A 17980-nucleotide genomic window follows, 5' to 3' on the forward strand; every position below is an offset into this window, starting at 1 on the left:
CTACGCGGAAGACAGGCGCGCTTCGCACTGCGCCATGGCGTCCCTTGGCGGCTCAAGGGTCAAGCGGATCGAGCGGACCAGCACGGCCTCGCCATTGCCGGAATCGCCCGGCCAGATGCCCAGCCATTCCACGCCGTTCGCCTGGGCCGTCGGCGCAACCTGATAGCAGATGCCCACCGTGCTCCAGAACTCGCTCACCGGTTTCAAGGTGCGTTCTGAATCACCATAACCGACCGTGAAGTAGCCGACCCGGATCTGATCGATGCGCGAGTCCGGAGCGGCCTGAGCCTCGACCTCAAGCCGGACAATGCGGCCGATGGCGTTCTCTTCCCATTCAGAGGGCAGAGCTGCGCCGACGCCAGCTGACAGCAAGCCCGCCGCTTCAAAAGACGCTGTGGCGCTTAACCGCGCCAGAGGCTCGCCCGACGGACCGATGATCAATTCAAAGCGCGTTCCAGGGCCGGGGATGAGCTGAGCCAGCGCCTCGCCCTGCATCACGAACTCGGTGTCGCTGATCACGGCGTCCACTGCGCCTGGGCGTGTGCCGAGCCCCAAGACGATCAGTCCCGCCATCACCAGAGTCGATGCAGGCAGGAAAATCCAATCGGGCGGCGACCAGCGGCCGGATCGGCGGACAAGGTCACGAAACGCTTGCGGGAGATGAAATTCAGTCTGGGCCATGAATCTTCAGGCGGATCCTTCAAACCTCTTCTCACTAAAGGATATCAATCCGTCTGGATACCGTTCGCAGCGGCGCGGAACGCGGAAACGCTCAGGCCGCCCTCCCGATGCGGGAAGGCGGCCTGGCGTCAGTCCTGCCCCAAAATCAGGCGGCGTTGGGAATTTCGGCCTCACCTTGCCGGCTCTTGCGCCGCTCAGGCCCACGATAGTTCGGATCTTCGCCTTCCCGCCGATCCAGCGGACCTTCCTTGATGGCCTCAAAGAACATCTCGACGGCCTCGCGCAGCGTATCAGACTGGCTGGTGAAGGCGTCCGACGTGGTCTCCAGCATGCCGGCTGCGCTCTCGGTTTCAGCCACGGCTTCACCCACATCGCGCACCCCTTTGGCCAGGGTCGTCGTGCTTTCCGCCGCCCGCGAGGTGCTTTGTGAAATCTCCCGCGTCGCGGCGCCCTGCTCTTCAATGGCGCTGGCGATGGAGGCGGTGGCTTCATTGATCTCTTCGCTCATCTTGGCGATGCCGCGAATGGAGTCCACCGAGCCCGACATGGAGCTCTGAATGTCCTTGACGAGGCTCGCCACGGTGTCGGTGGCCTTGCTGGTCTGTTCGGCCAGATCTTTCACCTCGCTGGCCACAACCGCGAAGCCCTTGCCCGCATCCCCGGCGCGCGCCGCTTCAATCGTAGCGTTGAGCGCCAGAAGGTTGGTTTGCTCGGCGATGTCGTTAATGAGGTCGATCACGTCGTTGATGCTCGAGACCCGGTCCGCCAGCGCCTCGATCTGCTCCACCGAGCTCTGGGAGCGCTGACCAGCATCGCTCACCTTGTGAGAGGCGCTTTCGGTCAAGCGGGCGATTTCCTGAATCGAGCTTGAAAGCTCCTCTGCAGCCGCCGCGACAGTTTCCACGCTGCCCGCTGTTTCAGTCGCTGCGCCGTCCGCTGTTTGCGCCTGTTCATTGGCGAAGGTGGCCTGTGAATTCAGCCGGCCTGCCGTATGACGCATTTCATGAGTGCGCTCGGCCAGAATTTTCAGAATGCTCTCAACCTTGACGCGGAACACGTCGATCGCCTCATGGGTCGCCTGAGACCGCGCTTCACGCTCTTTGGTGGCGACCATAGCTTCGCTTTCCATCCGGATGCGATTGATCTCGCCCGTGCGCAATTCATCCACGGCGCGGAACAGATCGCCCAGTTCATCCTTGCGCTCGACGCCCTGAACCTCGAACTCAAGCTCGCCCCGACGGACGCGGGCGATGCCGCTGACCACCGCGCCGATATTGGACATGATCAAGCGCACGACTACGAAGGCCCCCAGCACCGCCAGCGCCAGGCCGAAAACGCCCAACGACGTGCTGACCAGTTTTTGCTGGGTGAAGGCGGCTTCAATCTCATGACCCGCCTGATCCTGAAGCTCAACCACATCATCGACTACGAGATTGACGGCGCCGGCCATTTGCGGCCCCAACTGGTCAAGCTCGTTTCGCGACAGCGCGTTCAGCTCTTCCGTAATATCCACGGCAGCCTGGAACCGCGACGCATAGACCTGCACCTCATCGGAGATGGGCTGCACGGCGCTGTGCATGACCTCTTCGTCCGAGCCCAGGACCCGGGTGAGCATGGTGTTCAGCACGTCCAGTTCGGACTGGGCCCGGTCATAGCTGGCGCCATAACCTTCCGTCAGCGCCCGGCGGCCATAATAGCGCGCCTGCAGAAGCGAACGGATCGCTTCCGCCGTCAGAAGCATGGACTGGTCGGCGCCCATCATTTCGGCGACGGCGAGCGTATCACCCAGCTGCCCCAACAGCTGGTCCTCGAAATCCGACAGTGATGAGATTTCGCCGTCCAGAAGCTGACGGCGTGTGATGTACTGCTCAAAGGCTTGGGCGTATTGCTCGCCGAACTCCTCAACCCGTTCGAGATCATGACGCACCGTGTCATTTCCAAGCCGGGTCTGGGCCGCCACGATGCCGTTATTGAGCTCTTCGCGTTTGCTCCAGGCGTGTTCCGCCATGGCGGGGTCGCCTGTCACCCGGTATACATAGGTGTCGTTACGGAAGCTGGCGACAGCCTCCTGAATGCCCGCCACGTCGTTGGACGCCTGCGACATGGTTCGGAAACGCGCAAAATTCGCTCCGCTGGCGGAGGCGAAGACAAACCCCGCCACAACCATGACAATGACGATGAAAGCCATCATACCAAACCCGCCAAACAGCTGGGTTCTAAGCGATAAATTATTGAGCACGGTGCTCTCCCTGTAAGCACATCACAAGGCTCACAGGATGGCGCCATTTCGGCTCAGGATTGTAAATCACCTGCGCGCATTCCCCCTAGAGGCGTTCTCGCCTTAGGGCGTGCGTAGATGAAAGGACAACCTTATGGGTTGTTTGGCTAATCTCGTTCGATCCTCGCCTTGCCCCGACCGATGGCCAGCGTCTTGATCACGCCGCGGAAGGTCCGGACCTCCTGCTGCGTTAACCCTCCGCGCGCAAAAATATTGATCAGGTTCTGCATCATCAGCGGTGTTTTTTCCGGCGGATAGAAGAAGCCGGCGCGATCCAGCTCATCCTCAAGATGCGTGTAAAGTCCCTGCAGCTCTTGCACGCTGGCGCGATCTTCAAGCGGTTTGAAGTCAGAGGGCGCGGGATCGCCCGCCCGCCATTCATGCGCCAGCACGCCCACCGCCATGGACAGATTCAAAGAGGAGAAATTGCGGTCGACCGGCAAGGTGATGATAGCGTTCGAAATCGTGATCGCCGTATTGGGCAGGCCGGATTTCTCCGCCCCGAACAACACGCCGACCCTTTGCCCCGCCTGAATATGTCCGCGTATTTCCGACATGGCTGCGCGTGCGGTGTGCACAGGTTTGACCATGCTGCGCGGCTGCGCTGTGGTCGCATAAAGCGTCTGGCAATCGGCTGTCGCTTCCTCCAGCGTCGCGAACACGCGCGCCTGTTTCAGAACCGGGGAATCAGTAGCCATGGTTTCGGCCTTGGGATTGGGCCAGCCATCGCGCGGGTTGACGATTCGCAACTCCGGCAGCGCGAAATTGCCCATCACCCGACAGGCCGCACCGATATTTTCACCCATTTGCGGTTCGACCAGGATGAACACGGGGTTCAGGGCGGATGATGGTGTTTGATTGATCATCATGAGGTCTTGCCGCGCATGGACCTGCTGATCAAGTCAGCTCTCTCAGCGCACACAAAGGTACACGCCCAAACAGACCAGCATTAGTCCAATCGGGTAGGTGAATGAGAGTTTCTCGCCAAAAAGCAGTACCGAGGCTACAGGCACGAGAACAGCGCCCAGCAATGCAAAGGGATAGGCTTTGGAAAGTGGCGTATCCATCAATATCCAAACCCAGATAGCCGTTGCGACAGCGTATATGGAAAGCGCTGCGAACAAAGGCCATGACAGAACGGCCCAGAGTCCGACCGTTTCATATCGAGCCTTCACATCCACCGCCGCATATTTGAATGCGACCTGACCGCTGGCCAACAGCACGGAAAAGGCGAGCAGCTTCACGTATCCTATCACACGAATTCTTCCTTGTATTCAAAGCAGCCTCATCAGGCCACGACCCCATTTCAGGAAACCATCCAAATGATTTTGTGTGCTTTTTATTGACATCATTCGCTGGTATACCGCGCTCGAATTCTCTTAGCGAGATACACGCTCGCAAGCTGAAGAGACGGCGCTCATGTACGGCCTAAAACCTTCTCCAACCAAACCTTCAAATGAAGATGCGCATGAATCTCCCCCGATCATCAGCGTCGTCATTCCGTCCTACCGGGTGACGTCGCATATTCTGGAGGTGATCAAGCGCATTCCTGACAGCGTGTCTCATATTCTGGTGATTGATGATGCATGCCCCGACCAATCATGGCGCTTTGTCGAAGACAATTGCCAGGACCCTCGCGTCACGGTTCTCCGTCATGAACAAAACCAGGGCGTAGGCGGCGCTGTTCTCACGGGTTTCAAGCTCGCTCAGCAGTTCAAGTCCGACGTCATCATCAAAATTGACGGCGACGGTCAGATGGATCCGGCCCTCGCAGACACCTTCGCTGAGCCGATACTGTCTGGTGAAGCTGACTATGTAAAAGGAAACAGATTTTTCTATCTCGACGCCGCTGAGAGCATGCCAGTTACTCGCCGGATTGGAAATCTGGGACTGACGTTCATCAGCCGCTTCTCCACCGGGTATTACTCCACATCAGACCCGACAAACGGGTATGTGGCCATCAGCGGCCCGCTGGCCAACAACCTTCCCATTGAAAAACTATCGAAGCGATACTTCTTCGAAACCGACCTCCTTTTCCGGATCAACACTTTGGGCGGCGTCGTGGTCGAAATTCCGCATGACGCATTTTATGGCGAGGAAACCAGTCATCTCAACGCCTCCAAAGAGTTTTTCAACTTCTTCAAAAAGAACGTTTCCACTTACTTCAAGCGACTGTTCTATCAATATATTTTAAGAGACTTCAATCTTGGAAGCCTGCTCTTGTTCGGCGGGGTGACTCTCGGGACCGCAGGCCTGCTGGGCGGAATATTCGCGGCATTTGAAAGCTGGACGACCGGGCAACCGCGCTCGGGCGGCGCTCTGGCCATCCTGGAAGTTCAGATCATCCTGTCCGCCATTTTTCTGGTCGGGTTCTTGAACTTTGACGTCAGCCGCGAGCCCAACAAGCCGATAACGCCTCGCCTGACCAGACGACATGCAAAACCCTTGGTCCAGTATGATGATGAAAACTAGAACTCCCACCCTGCCCTATGTCGCCGCGGGGCTGACAGCGCTCGTCGCATTGGCCGGTTTTCTTGGCTTTTTCATCATCGATCCCAGCTCACGCTTCAGATACTGGTTGATCGGCTTTGACGGCATGGGATCGTTTGTCCTGATCGCCGCGATCGCAGTGGCGGCCAGCGTGCTCCTGCATCATCTGCGCTTCAAATACTCAAGCTGGGCTTCTGTTCTTCCCATAGCGCTGTGCCTCACGATCTTTATCGGCGGGCCGGCGTTAATCAGCGTGTTGATGCAGATCGCCGCCGCAGCTCTTGTGGGCTTCGCCCTGCTCAGCCGTCTCTGGAACGCCACGCAATCAGACCCTGCATCACAATCAGACGCCTTGGCCCTGGGACTCCTGTCCACGCTTTCAGGTCTGGCCGTCTTCAGCACGCTCCTATGGGGCATGTCGCATTTCCCCATCAACTATTCCGGCGTCCACGCCCTGCTCTACGTGAGCCTGTCCATCGCCGCGCTGCTGATCATCCGCGTTGAGGACTGGCGGCTGCTGGGTGGACTGAGGCGGTTCAGCATCAATGCAGAACCTGACTTGCGTCTATCCCTTCTGATCGCGCCCGGTCTGGTCGCCTGTCTGACGCTGCTTTTCATGACGGCCTTGCCGGAATTCGGATCAGACGCCCGCGCGGCCTATCAGAGCTTTTTTGAACATATGAGGTTCAATGCGCGTTGGCATCATGACCCGGCGCTGGCTGCTTGGGGGCTTCAGCCTCTCGGCGGACTGCATCTCGCCGGGTCCGTCTATCTGCTTGGCGGAGAAAGCGCGTCACGGCTTCAGAACGCAATGATGATGTTGCTGAGCCTTGGGGCGGCGGCGATGACTGCCGGGCTCGTGTCACGCACCCGCCTGGGCGCCGCCGCCTGCTTCAGCATTGTCGCGACAATCCCGTTGCTTCTGGAGCTAACAAGCGAATTTTACTATGATAACACCGTCGCAGCGTTCGTTATGGGCGCTGTGTTATCCATGCTGTGTTTGCTGAAAACGCGATCCTCGCATCAAGCGACTCCCTTTCTTGTCGCTCTGGCCATTTGCCTGGCCGGCGCCAGTGCGACCAAGCACACATCCTGGCTCCTGACGATCGTGTTCGGAGCGCTTTGCGCCGCGCTGATCCTGCTTCGCCATGATCGCCCCGTCCGATCCCTGTGCATTCTGCTGGGGTCCGGAATCGTAAGCTTTGCAGCTCTGGTTCTCCCCATTGCGGTGTTTGCTTATGTGACCAGCGGCAATCCGGTTTTTCCCTATTACAACCAAATCTTCCAATCCCCGTTTTACCCGCCGGAACAGCATTCGACGCCTCACACAGGGTATCTGGGATGGGACGTGTTATTCCGGGCTGTCTTTGACACGCACACTTTCTCTTCCTCTGATTTCAGGGGCGGTTTCGGACTCGCAATCCTGTTGAGCATCCCTGCGATCTTGACCGCAGCTTTCGTAAAGAAGGCGCGTTTGGCTATGACGCTCTGCGTGGGACTGGTTTTGCTCTTTATCGGCCTGAGCGCCATGCAAAACGATCTCAGGCTGCTTTGGCCCGTCAGCCTCGCCGTTATGGCGCTGTCCACAGGGCTGCTGTCTCAGTGGATTGAAACCCCTGGCTGGGCGAGCCGCCTGTTCATCGCCAGCATCGTCTCCATTTCAGCGATCCAGTTGCTCCTCATGCCCGCAGGCGGTCACGGCGTTCCCGGCGTCAATGTGAGACAGGCGATTTCACCGAAAGCGGCGGACAGCCTTTACAGGCGCAGAGCGCCGACGGCAGCGATAAACGCCATGTTGGACAATCTGCCTGACCGGACCGAACGCAGGCTCTTTCTATCCACTTTGATGGGGCCTTACTCAACGACCGGCCTGGAAGATGGCTGGTACACCTATCTGGCCCGCCTGCGCATTCACAGATCCAACTCCGAAGACGCAATGCTGGAGACTCTGCAAACGCTGTCGCCAGACGCCATCATACTGGGAACACGAGGGCATAGACGCTGGCTCAATCCGTCCATCTATGAGCTGGTCAATCGTCACGCCCACACCGTCATTGATTACCCGGGACATCAGGTCTTCCTGATGGACAACCTCATCGCCTTTCCGATCACCCCTGAGCAGCCTGAAGACTCTCAAGCGCTGTTTGACCAGGCGTCCGGTTCAGGGTCCGTCACCGGCGCGGAGCGGCTCGTGTTCAATTTCTTGAACCAAGACACCTCGATCGAACGCTTCCGGGTGCAATTCACCGCGCGATGCGAAATCCAGGAAATCCTGCAAATCGTCGTCGCGGTCCGCGCGCCCGGACAGCTGCATGAGTACACGCTGACCGAACGCCCCTGCCAGGGGGAGGCGACCCCCTTTCAGTCGACAGCGTCAGCCTTCATGCCTCAAGGCAGCACACGGGTTACGGTGGAGATTAAAACCCGCAGTGGAGAGACTGAGTATGCGGTGTCGGAACTCAGCGCCGGTTTTAAATCCCGGTTTGATCGGAACGCCGCTTTGGGGCTTTGAAGTGTCAAGCTAGAGCTTTGTCATTCGGGCGCCCTCTTTCTCTTACAGCGGTGCGGTGCTAGACACCCGCCACACATTCGTCCACCCCTCGACGCGGCATGTCGCAATTTGCTTGTGCGACACCTCATGCCCACAGAACACGGAAGATACGCTTCATGGCCAAGATCAAAGTCGACAATCCGGTCGTCGAACTCGACGGCGACGAGATGACCCGCATCATCTGGGCGCTGATCAAGGAAAAGCTGATCCTGCCTTATCTGGACATCGACCTGAAATACTACGATCTCTCGATCGAAAAACGCGACGAGACCGATGACCAGATCACGGTTGAATCCGCCGAAGCCATCAAGCATTACGGCGTCGGCGTTAAATGCGCGACCATCACGCCCGACGAAGCCCGCGTGGAAGAGTTCGGCCTGAAGAAAATGTGGCGCTCGCCCAACGGCACCATCCGCAACATTCTGGGCGGCGTGGTGTTCCGCGAGCCGATCGTGATCAAGAATGTGCCGCGGCTGGTTCCGGGCTGGACCAAGCCGATCGTCATCGGCCGTCACGCCTTTGGCGACCAGTACAAGGCCACCGACATGCTGGTGCCGGGTCCGGGCAAGCTGACCCTGACCTATACGCCGGCCGACGGCGGCGAGCCGATCACCCATGAAGTGTTCGACTTCCCGAGCTCCGGCGTCGCCATGGGCATGTATAACCTTGATGAATCCATCAAGGATTTCGCCCGCGCCTCGCTGCGCTATGGCCTGGATCGCGGCTGGCCGGTGTATCTGTCCACCAAGAACACCATCATGAAAGCCTATGACGGCCGCTTCAAAGACATCTTCCAGGCGGTCTTTGATTCTGAGTTCAAGGCGGATTTCGACGCCAAGGGCATCACCTATGAACACCGTCTGATCGACGACATGGTCGCTGCGGCCATGAAGTGGTCCGGTGGTTTCGTGTGGGCCTGTAAGAACTATGACGGCGACGTGCAGTCCGACACCGTGGCGCAGGGCTTCGGCTCGCTGGGCCTGATGACGTCCGTGCTGATGACCCCGGACGGGAAAACCGTCGAAGCCGAAGCGGCGCACGGCACCGTGACCCGTCACTATCGCCAGCATCAGCGCGGCGAGAAGACCTCGACGAACTCCATCGCCTCGATCTTTGCCTGGACCCGCGGCCTGAAATATCGCGGCAAGATGGACGGCAATGAGCTGGTGGTTCAGTTCGCAGAAGATCTCGAGCAGACCATCATCGGCACGGTGGAAGCCGGCTACATGACCAAGGACTTGGCGCTTCTGGTCGGCGACCAGCAGGGCTGGCTGTCCACTGAAGGTTTCCTGGACACCGTGGCCGAACGCTTCGCCGAAGTGATGAAAGACAAGGTGTAAGCCTCAGCGCTGACACGCTTTCAAAGACAAAGGCCGGGCGTTTCGCCCGGCCTTTTTTGTGTCTGCACACGCCATCTCAGACCTTCGCCTCCGACAACTGGCCTGATGATTGTGGGTTCACGATCCGGATGGTAGCGTTCGCTATCAACAGGAGCGTCCCATGAACAAACGGGTTCTGACTGCTCTTTGCGTGTGCGCGCCGCTCAGCCTTCAGGCGTGCGTATCCGTAGAGAATTACGACCGCCGCAACGCTTACGCCCAATGCCAGAGCGTCAGCGATAAGGACGCACGCGACACCTGCATCGAACGCGCGATGGAGGCCGCACGGACGGAGCGCTATGAGCAGGCCGACGAGGCCCAGCGCCGACGGGAGGAATTTGAGGACCGCTATGCGCGTGATCGCGCCATGGGCGTGCCCGAAGATCTCGCAGGGCGTCGCCCGGCGCGTGACATCCTGGACGACCGCCCCGACTGATCCGTCTGCATATGGGCGGTCACACCGCGTCTGAGGCGTAGACATCCTCGCGTTCCGCCGCCAGACGGTCGCGGACGATGTCAGCGGACAGCCCCAGATCCTCAAGCGCCCGGCCCGCCAGCTGCAGCGCGGCTTCCGCCGTCTCCAGCGTTACGTGACTGGCGCCCGCCGCGGCCAGTTCCACCGCATGACGGCGGTCGCGCCCGCGCGCGATGATCAATGCGTCAGGGCGCAGATTGCGCGCCGCCCGCACCATGTCGGACGCCTTGCCGGCGTCATCCACGGTGACGACGAACATGTCCGCGCGTGCGGCGCCCGCCCGCTCCAGAAATTCCGCGCGACCCGCATCGCCGTAATACACCGGCCAGCCTTCCTCGCGGCCTTTGGCGACTTTTTCCGCGTTCATATCAAGCGCGATCATGGACACGTTCTCAGTCTCCAGCACGCGCGCCATGGTGCGCCCCACACGGCCGAACCCGGCGATGATCACATGGCCTTCCAGCTCGACAAGATCTGAGGGAAGCTCCGCTTGCCCGGCACCTTCATCGCTCCGGGTCGCAAGCTTGCGGCCAATCGCGGCCAGGGCCGGCGTGAGCAACATGGACAGCCCGGCGATGGCGGCGACCAGGGTCGCGGTTTCAGCGGGGATGACATCGCCCGCATTGGCGGTGGCGAGAATGACGAAAGCGAACTCGCCCGCCGGAGCCAGCAAGAAGGCCGCCTCCAGCGACAAGCGGTGATCGCCAGCAAACAGGCGGCACGCCAGATAGACCAGCAGACCCTTGACTATCAGCATGCCCACGAGGCCCGCCAGCACCAGCCCGACATTCGCCCACACGGCGCCCAGATCAAGGCCCATGCCCACCGTCATGAAGAACACGCCCAGCAATAGGCCCTTGAACGGTTCAAGGTCGATCTCGGCCTGATGCTTGAACTCGGTCTCGCCCAGCATCAATCCAGCCAGAAACGCGCCCAGCGCCAGCGACAAACCCGCTCCGGCCGTCAGCATGGAGGCGCCGACCACCACCGCCAGCGTCAGCGCCATCAGAAGATCGCGCCCGCCCGCCTTGGCCACCAGACGAAAGACCGGGCGCAGCACCAGACGGCCCAGCAACAAGATCCAGGCCAGCGCCAGCACGCCCTGAAACAGCGCGCTGAGCAGAGCGGCGCCGATATCAGCGCCGGAATCGCGAGTAAGAAAGCCCACAAGAATCAAGATCGGCGCGACCAGGATGTCCTGCATCAACAACACCGACAACGAGGCGCGCCCCACGGGCGCGGCGGTGCGGCGCTCTTCAGCCATGATCTGCATGACGATGGCGGTGGAGGAGAGCGCCAGCGCCAGCCCGATCACAAGGGCGGTCGGCGCAGTCTGGCCGATCAGGAAACAGGCGACGCCCAGCACAGCCGCGCTGCCGAACGCCTGCAGCCCGCCGGCGCCAAACACGGCGCGGCGCAATTGCCAGAGCCGCTGGAAGGACAATTCCAGACCCAGCAGAAACAACAGGAACAACACGCCCAGCTCGGCGAAGGGCTTGGCGGCGTCCGGTTCTGAGATCGTCACCCATTCCAGAGCCGGAATACGCTCCGCAAGGCCACCGAGCGCAAACGGGCCGAGCGCCAGTCCGGCGATCAGAAACCCGAGCACGGAGCTGAGCTTGAACAGGCGAAAGAGCGGCACCACGACGCCGGCGGCGATCAGGAAGACCACCGCATCCTTCAGCCAGATTTCATAGCCATGCCCGTGTTCCATCACTCACCCCCGCTCGCCCGATTGGTCATCAGGTTAACCTTAAACGGGAAAGTCCAGACGGTTTATGAACGTGGCGAACAAATTCGGTGCGGCGAAACCGCCTTAATCCCGATCCGCCTTCCAAAGCTTGTCCGGGTTACGCATGGTGTAAAGCCAACCGATCCGAGACGGATCGTTGCGCGACGGCGCCAGAGTGGTGACGTGATCGAAAACGCCGCCCACTAGTATCGCGATGCCCGGCGCGCCGTTCACCCGCACCAGAACCGGAGCGGCGCTCCCCTGTTTTCGCGTGGCCACGGCATGCAAGACCTGCGCGCTTTCATCAGCGCCATAGAGCGGCCGCAAGGCGGCGCGCGCCTTGCCCCCGCCGTCAGAGATCGTCACCACATCCTCGGCCAGCACATCGCGGATGGCTTGAAGATCGCCTGCAGCGCTCGCCTGCATCAAGCGCTCCAGCAAGCCCATCACCACCTCACGAGAAGCGCCGAGCTGCATGGGCGCCGCCCCGGTTTTGGTTCTGGCCCGGCTGACCAGCTTGCGACAGGCCGCCTCGCTTTTGCCCAGCACGGACGCGATCGCCTCATAATCCTCCTCAAACGTCTCTCGCAAGATGAAAGCGGCGCGTTCATCCGGCGTGAGAAACTCCATCACCCAGACAAGCGCGAGCTCGGCCTGCTGGACCGTCTCCAGCCTTGCGGTGAAGTCGCTCGCCGGGTCTTCCAGCAGCGGTTCAGGCAACCAGGGACCGATATAGGCCTCACGCCGCGCGCGCGCCCGCCGCAAGGCGTCGATGGCGAGCCGTGTCGTCACCGTACGCAACCAGGCGCCGGGCGCGTCGAGCGTCTCCGGCTCGACCGCCCGCCAGCGCAGCCAGGTTTCCTGCACCACATCCTCGGCGAGCCCCCGTTCGCCCAGCATGCGATAGGCCAGCGCCAGAAGAGCCGGGCGTTGAGCTTCAAACTGGGTGGTGAGCGAGGCCTGGTTCATGACTGCCGCACGGTCTGGGAGCGTCCGTCCACCTGAAGCCGCAAACAGGCCTGATCGTGTCCCAGCGCCCGCTTGAGCAGAGGATAGCTGCGCGCCACCATGACGGCATAGGCGACCGCTAGCGCCGCGCCCTGTCCATACTGGCGCTTGATGATGTCCCGCCAAGCTTGCACCGTCTCATCCCGTCTCATCAAGGCCTGAGCGAAGCGAAACCCGAGCGCTGCAGCCTCGTCCACCTGATCCCAATTTTCCTCGATCAGGGCGCGCACCATAGAAGGGCTGACGCCGCGCGCCAGCAGCATGTCGACCGTTAGCTGGGCGCAGGGACCGCAATCCTCTTCCAGCATAGCGCCAAGCGTCGCCCCCGCGATCAACATATCAGGCGCCGCGCCCTGATAGGCGGCGAGGCCCTGAAAGCTTTGAAACCGCACCAGCGTCTCAGGCGCCAGCTCGGTGATTTCATGCAGATAGCCGGCGTCATAGGACCATTGCTGCTCAAACCGCTCTGTCATCCTGTGCAGCAGAGTACGCCCGCCAATTCCGGGGCTGAGCACGGGGACATGAAAGAGTGCGCCTGCCGCCAGCACGACAGGAGCGATGACGCCCAAAAGCTCTGTCCAGAGCGCCGCACCGCTGGCAGGCCCCATGATGATCAGACAGACCGCATGCAGCCCGGCATGAAGCGCGGGCCAGCTGAGACCCGCCAGCATCACAGGGCGCGATCCCATCCAGGCCCCGATGCCGAGCACGACGCCTGAAGCCAGAAACGCAAAACCAATATCCAGAACGAAATGAGGATTATAAGGCCCGGTCATCATCACGCCGGGGGTCAACTCATACCAGAGCGGACCATTAATCAGCATGGCCGCCCCCGTCGCGATCAGGATGAGGGCGCAAGCGTATACAGTCAGACGTGCGAACATGTCAGTCTCCCTTTACTGGAAGATCTGACGAATGAGGACAGCACGGTGTGACGGCTTGGCTGCGTTTATCCGCGCTTCAAGGTCACGAACACTTCTGACGCGATGCGCCAGTCATCGCCATCCAGACGCCATTTGGCGAAGTAGCGGCCTGAATAACGCACTTCAAAGCCCTGGGCCGACCACTGGCCTTTCCAGCGTCCGGTCTCCGCCGCCAGCAGGCCGTCCTCGCCCATATCAATGCGCATGGGCGTGCGCACATAGCTCACATCAGGCGCCTGAGTGATGATGGATCGCCAGGCGGCAAGCTGAGCCTCGCGCCCCGCCATCAGCTCGGCGTCATCACCGGGCACCAGCGTGCAATCCTCGCACAGCGCCAGCGCGATGCCGTCATAATCGCGCGCAGACAAGGCCGTATTGAACGCGGCGCGGGCGGCGGCGATCTGTTTCGCCGCCGCCTTGTCGCCGGTCATCTGAATATCCGCGCCCGGTTTGGCTCGCTTGACCATCAGCCCGCCAGCGCCGTGCGGATCGCGGCGATCGCGTCCTCGGCCTTGGCGCCGTCAGGTCCGCCCGCCTGAGCGAAATCGGGACGGCCACCGCCGCCCTTGCCGCCCACGGCGCCCACGGCGGCGCGCACCAGGTCCACCGCGCTCATTGCGCCCACCAGATCATCGGTCAGGCCCACGGCGAGCGCCGCCTTGCCTTCATTGACGCCCACAAACGCCGCAACGCCAGAGCCCATCTGCTTGCGGGCTTCGTCCACAAGGCCGCGCAAATCCTTGCCGCCGACGCCTTCGACGACGCGGGCGATCAGTTTCACGCCGCCCACCTCTTCAGGGCCCGCCGGCGCTGCTGCGCCGCCGCCCCCGCCCATGGCGAGCTGTTTCTTGGCTTCCGCCAGCTGACGCTCCAGCGTCTTGCGTTCGGCCTGCAAGGCGGCGACCCGGTCCACCAGCTCATGGGTCGGCACTTTCAGCGACAAAGCCGCGGTCTTGGCCTTGTTCGCCTCGGTCTCCAGCCATTGGCGAGCGGCTTCCCCTGTCAGGGCTTCCAGACGGCGCACGCCTGAACTGACCGAGCTTTCGCCAACGATCTTGAACAGGGCGATGTCGCCCGTGCGGTCCACATGGATGCCGCCGCACAGCTCAACCGAATAGGCCTTGGCGTCATCTTTCAGAGAATCGCCCATGGCCAGCACGCGCACGGTGTCGCCATACTTCTCGCCAAACAGGGCGAGCGCGCCCGCCTCGATCGCCTTGTCCGGCGTCATCTCCGCGATCTTCGCGTCGGCGTTCTGACGGATCACGGCGTTGACCTGCGCCTCGACAGCAGCGGTCTCCGCTTCGCTCAGCGCCTTGGCGTGGGAGAAGTCAAACCGCAGCCGGTCCGGCCCCACATAAGAGCCTTTCTGGGTCACATGCGGCCCCAGCACGTCGCGTAACGCAGCGTGCAACAGGTGGGTGGCGGAGTGATTGGCGCGGACTTTGGTGCGGCGTTCAGCGTCCACCTTCAGCGCCGCGGCGTCGCCGAGCTTGATCGCGCCATGCTCCAGCACGCCGATATGAGCGTAAATCTCGCCCGTGCGCTTTTGCACGTCGGTGACGGTGAACACCGCGCCATTGTCGAAGGTGATGACGCCCGCATCGCCGATCTGACCGCCGCCCTCGGCGTAAAACGGTGTGGATTTGAAGATCAGCTCGGCGCCGGCTCCCTCAGCCAGATCAGACTGCTCCGCCCCGTCCGCCACGATGGCGGTGAGTTCGGACTGGCCGTCATGGCTTTGATACCCGGTGAACTGCGTCGCGCCCAGGCGATCACGGACCGCGAACCACAGCGCTTCCGGCGCGGCCTGGCCCGACCCGCTCCAGCTGGCGCGTGCGTCAGAGCGCTGACGCTCCATGGCGGCGTCAAACCCGGCCTGGTCCACGCTCAGCCCGCGCGTGCGCAGCGCGTCTTCGGTCAGGTCCAGCGGAAAGCCGTACGTGTCATAAAGCTTGAACGCGGTTTCCCCCGGCAGGGCGTCGCCCTCTTTAAGGTCGGCGGTCGCCTCTTCCAGAAGCGTCAGGCCGCGGCCCAGCGTGCGTTGAAAGCGTTCTTCCTCGCCGCGCAGCGTCTCCTCGATCGCCGGCAAGGCGCGCGGCAGTTCGGGGAAGGCCTCGCCCATCTCGTCGGACAGGGTTTTCGCAAGGCCGAACAACACCGGCTCATTGGCGCCCAGAAGGTGCGCATGGCGCATGGCGCGGCGCATGATCCGGCGCAGCACATAGCCCCGGCCCTCATTGGACGGCGTCACGCCATCCGCGATCAGGAAGGAGGTGGAGCGCAGATGGTCGGCGATGACCCGGTGGCTCGCCAGCGCGTCGCCCTCGGCCTTCACCTTCAAAGCGTCTTCAGAGGCGCTGATCAGGGTCTTGAACAGGTCCACATCGTAATTGTTGTGAACGCCCTGCAGCACCGCCGCGATACGCTCAAGCCCCATGCCGGTGTCGATGGAGGGCTTGGGCAGGTTGATACGCTCGCCGCCCGGCTGCTGTTCATACTGCATGAACACCAGGTTCCAGATCTCGATGAAGCGGTCGCCATCCTCTTCCGGCGTGCCCGGCGGACCGCCCCATATCTCCGGGCCGTGATCAAAGAAGATCTCCGAACACGGTCCGCACGGGCCGGTGTCGCCCATGGACCAGAAATTATCCGAGGTGGAGATGCGGATGATCTTCTCGTCGGGAAGGCCCGCGATCTTGCGCCAGAGCGCCGCCGCTTCCTCGTCCTCGGAATAGACCGTGACCAGGAGCTCGTCCTTGGGCAGGGCGAATTCCTTGGTCACCATCGTCCAGGCGAACTCGATCGCCTGTTCCTTGAAATAGTCGCCGAACGAGAAATTCCCCAGCATTTCAAAGAAGGTGTGGTGGCGCGCTGTATAGCCCACATTATCGAGGTCATTGTGCTTGCCGCCCGCGCGCACGCATTTTTGCGAACTTGTAGCGCGCGAATAGTCGCGGCGTTCCGCGCCGGTGAAGACGTTCTTGAACGGCACCATGCCGGCGTTCACGAACAGCAAGGTCGGGTCGTCCTGCGGCACGAGCGGCGCGGACTGAACGATCTCATGGCCCTGATTGCCAAAGAAATCGAGAAACTGGCGGCGAATATCGCGCAAGGCTGTCATATATGCACTCCGGGCGCTGGCGCGCGGCGTTGAGAGGATGGTCGCCCGCTTAAGCGGCGACCTATGGGTGTCGGTTCACCCCCATATACGAACGGGCGCCCGGCAAAGCCAAGCGCCCGTTGTAGATTCATCACCGTTTTGGCGGTGAAGGATGCGGTCAGGCCCGTCCGGGCCTAGCCCGTCGCCTCGTCGTCCAGGTCATCATCCTCGCCCGGGCCGACCAGCAGTTCGTCCGCTATCAGGCCTGCGTTCTTGCGCACCTGGGCTTCGATCTTGTCGGCCATCTCGGGATGGTCGAGCAGGAATTGGCGCGCATTCTCGCGCCCCTGCCCGATCCGCTCGGAGTCGTGCGAATACCACGAGCCGGACTTTTCGATGATATTGCCCTTCACGCCCAGATCGAGCAGTTCGCCGGTCTTGGAAATGCCTTCGCCATAGAGGATGTCGAACTCCACCTCGCGGAAAGGCGGCGCCACCTTGTTCTTGACCACTTTGACGCGGGTCTGGTTGCCGATGACTTCGTCGCGGTTTTTCAGCGCGCCGATGCGGCGGATATCCAGGCGCACGGTGGAGTAGAATTTCAGCGCATTGCCGCCGGTCGTGGTTTCGGGGCTGCCGAACATCACGCCGATCTTCATGCGGATCTGGTTGATGAAGATCACCAGGCATTTTGATTTGGAGATGGAGCCGGTGAGCTTGCGCAGCGCCTGGCTCATCAAACGGGCCTGAAGACCGGGCAGCGAGTCGCCCATATCGCCTTCCAGTTCCGCCCGCGGGGTCAAAGCCGCCACGGAGTCGATCACCAGGACGTCGATAGCGCCCGAGCGCACCAGCGTATCGGCGATTTCAAGCGCCTGCTCGCCGGTGTCAGGCTGGGAGACCAGAAGCTCGCCCACATCCACGCCCAGCTTGCGGGCATAGACCGGATCCAGCGCGTGTTCGGCGTCCACGAACGCCGCGACGCCGCCGCTTTTCTGCGCTTCGGCGACCGTGTGCAGCGCCAGCGTGGTTTTACCCGAGCTTTCCGGGCCGTAGATCTCGACGATCCGGCCTTTCGGCAGGCCGCCCACGCCCAGCGCGATATCCAGGCCCAGAGAGCCGGTGGAAATCGCCTGAATGTCTTGGTCCGGCTTGGAGCCCAGCTTCATCACCGAGCCTTTGCCGAAGGCGCGATCAATTTGAGTCAGGGCCGCTTCAAGCGCTTTTTGTTTATCCATGTCGCCGTCTTTCACCACGCGCAGATTTGACTGTGCCATCAGGTCGGCCCTCCTTATTTCACGCCCGACCGAGTCGAGCAATGAAGGTGACCGTACTTATTTTGTTCACGGAACACAAGCGG

General features: G+C 61.4%; 14 protein-coding genes. 4 read left to right on the plus strand and 10 right to left on the minus strand.

What is annotated here, in order from left to right; genetic code table 11:
* The 4 genes from ACTIGF_RS01415 to ACTIGF_RS01430 all read right to left on the minus strand — a co-directional run bounded on the left by ACTIGF_RS01415 (position 1) and on the right by ACTIGF_RS01430 (position 4203).
* Positions 1-681 (minus strand): hypothetical protein, encoded by a 681-nt coding sequence (locus ACTIGF_RS01415; RefSeq protein ID WP_439635168.1) that lies wholly within the window; start codon positions 679-681, stop codon positions 1-3.
* 145 nt (positions 682-826) lie between these two features.
* Positions 827-2920 carry a methyl-accepting chemotaxis protein gene (locus ACTIGF_RS01420; RefSeq protein ID WP_439635169.1) on the minus strand — a complete coding sequence of 698 codons (2094 nt, stop codon included), beginning with the start codon at positions 2918-2920 and terminating at the stop codon, positions 827-829.
* A 146-nt stretch (positions 2921-3066) separates the two neighbouring features.
* Complete coding sequence (locus ACTIGF_RS01425; protein ID WP_439635170.1) at positions 3067-3828, minus strand: RNA methyltransferase; 762 nt, start codon at positions 3826-3828, stop codon at positions 3067-3069.
* A 42-nt stretch (positions 3829-3870) separates the two neighbouring features.
* On the minus strand, positions 3871-4203 hold the full coding sequence (locus tag ACTIGF_RS01430; protein WP_439635171.1) for an EamA family transporter: 333 nt from the start codon (positions 4201-4203) through the stop codon (positions 3871-3873).
* 175 nt (positions 4204-4378) lie between these two features.
* Here ACTIGF_RS01430 and ACTIGF_RS01435 point away from each other — a divergent pair, with 175 nt between their 5' ends.
* From ACTIGF_RS01435 to ACTIGF_RS01450, 4 genes are all read left to right on the plus strand, one after another.
* Positions 4379-5431, plus strand: coding sequence for a glycosyltransferase family 2 protein (locus tag ACTIGF_RS01435; RefSeq protein ID WP_439635172.1), 1053 nt, complete (start codon positions 4379-4381; stop codon positions 5429-5431).
* On the plus strand, positions 5415-7961 hold the full coding sequence (locus ACTIGF_RS01440) for a hypothetical protein (RefSeq protein ID WP_439635173.1): 2547 nt from the start codon (positions 5415-5417) through the stop codon (positions 7959-7961). The genes ACTIGF_RS01435 and ACTIGF_RS01440 overlap by 17 nt, the downstream gene beginning before the upstream one ends.
* A 155-nt stretch (positions 7962-8116) precedes the next feature.
* Positions 8117-9340, plus strand: a complete 1224-nt coding sequence (locus ACTIGF_RS01445) for an NADP-dependent isocitrate dehydrogenase (protein WP_022699950.1) — start codon at positions 8117-8119, stop codon at positions 9338-9340.
* A 160-nt stretch (positions 9341-9500) separates the two neighbouring features.
* Positions 9501-9815: a hypothetical protein gene (locus ACTIGF_RS01450; protein ID WP_439635174.1), complete on the plus strand. Its 315-nt coding sequence runs from the start codon at positions 9501-9503 to the stop codon at positions 9813-9815.
* A gap of 19 nt (positions 9816-9834) precedes the next feature.
* On the opposite strand, the gene ACTIGF_RS01455 is transcribed toward ACTIGF_RS01450, so the two are convergent.
* From ACTIGF_RS01455 to recA, 6 genes are all read right to left on the minus strand, one after another.
* Positions 9835-11568, minus strand: a complete 1734-nt coding sequence (locus tag ACTIGF_RS01455) for a cation:proton antiporter domain-containing protein (protein ID WP_439635175.1) — start codon at positions 11566-11568, stop codon at positions 9835-9837.
* 102 nt (positions 11569-11670) lie between these two features.
* Entirely contained in the window at positions 11671-12555 is an 885-nt protein-coding gene (gene sigJ / locus ACTIGF_RS01460; protein WP_439635176.1) for an RNA polymerase sigma factor SigJ, read from the minus strand.
* The gene (locus ACTIGF_RS01465; protein ID WP_439635177.1) at positions 12552-13478 is read right to left on the minus strand and encodes a hypothetical protein; all 927 of its coding nucleotides are present in this window, start codon (positions 13476-13478) and stop codon (positions 12552-12554) included. The genes sigJ and ACTIGF_RS01465 overlap by 4 nt, the downstream gene beginning before the upstream one ends.
* Before the next feature lie 65 nt (positions 13479-13543).
* Positions 13544-13984 carry a YybH family protein gene (locus tag ACTIGF_RS01470; protein ID WP_439635178.1) on the minus strand — a complete coding sequence of 147 codons (441 nt, stop codon included), beginning with the start codon at positions 13982-13984 and terminating at the stop codon, positions 13544-13546.
* Positions 13984-16641 carry an alanine--tRNA ligase gene (gene alaS / locus ACTIGF_RS01475; protein ID WP_439635179.1) on the minus strand — a complete coding sequence of 886 codons (2658 nt, stop codon included), beginning with the start codon at positions 16639-16641 and terminating at the stop codon, positions 13984-13986. The genes ACTIGF_RS01470 and alaS overlap by 1 nt, the downstream gene beginning before the upstream one ends.
* Positions 16642-16814: 173 nt before the next feature.
* Positions 16815-17897 (minus strand): recombinase RecA, encoded by a 1083-nt coding sequence (gene recA / locus ACTIGF_RS01480; protein ID WP_439635180.1) that lies wholly within the window; start codon positions 17895-17897, stop codon positions 16815-16817.
* Positions 17898-17980 lie beyond the last annotated feature (83 nt).

The organism is Oceanicaulis sp. (assembly GCF_051859625.1).
GTDB lineage: Bacteria > Pseudomonadota > Alphaproteobacteria > Caulobacterales > Maricaulaceae > Oceanicaulis.

Coding starts and splice junctions, on each gene's coding strand:
- recA (WP_439635180.1), bottom strand. CDS start 17,897: ATGGCACAGTCAAATCTGCGCGTGGTGAAAGACGGCGACATGGATAAA.
- ACTIGF_RS01470 (WP_439635178.1), bottom strand. CDS start 13,984: ATGGTCAAGCGAGCCAAACCGGGCGCGGATATTCAGATGACCGGCGAC.
- ACTIGF_RS01415 (WP_439635168.1), bottom strand. CDS start 681: ATGGCCCAGACTGAATTTCATCTCCCGCAAGCGTTTCGTGACCTTGTC.
- sigJ (WP_439635176.1), bottom strand. CDS start 12,555: ATGAACCAGGCCTCGCTCACCACCCAGTTTGAAGCTCAACGCCCGGCT.
- ACTIGF_RS01450 (WP_439635174.1), top strand. CDS start 9,501: ATGAACAAACGGGTTCTGACTGCTCTTTGCGTGTGCGCGCCGCTCAGC.
- ACTIGF_RS01445 (WP_022699950.1), top strand. CDS start 8,117: ATGGCCAAGATCAAAGTCGACAATCCGGTCGTCGAACTCGACGGCGAC.
- alaS (WP_439635179.1), bottom strand. CDS start 16,641: ATGACAGCCTTGCGCGATATTCGCCGCCAGTTTCTCGATTTCTTTGGC.
- ACTIGF_RS01455 (WP_439635175.1), bottom strand. CDS start 11,568: ATGGAACACGGGCATGGCTATGAAATCTGGCTGAAGGATGCGGTGGTC.
- ACTIGF_RS01425 (WP_439635170.1), bottom strand. CDS start 3,828: ATGATGATCAATCAAACACCATCATCCGCCCTGAACCCCGTGTTCATC.
- ACTIGF_RS01440 (WP_439635173.1), top strand. CDS start 5,415: ATGATGATGAAAACTAGAACTCCCACCCTGCCCTATGTCGCCGCGGGG.
- ACTIGF_RS01435 (WP_439635172.1), top strand. CDS start 4,379: ATGTACGGCCTAAAACCTTCTCCAACCAAACCTTCAAATGAAGATGCG.
- ACTIGF_RS01465 (WP_439635177.1), bottom strand. CDS start 13,478: ATGTTCGCACGTCTGACTGTATACGCTTGCGCCCTCATCCTGATCGCG.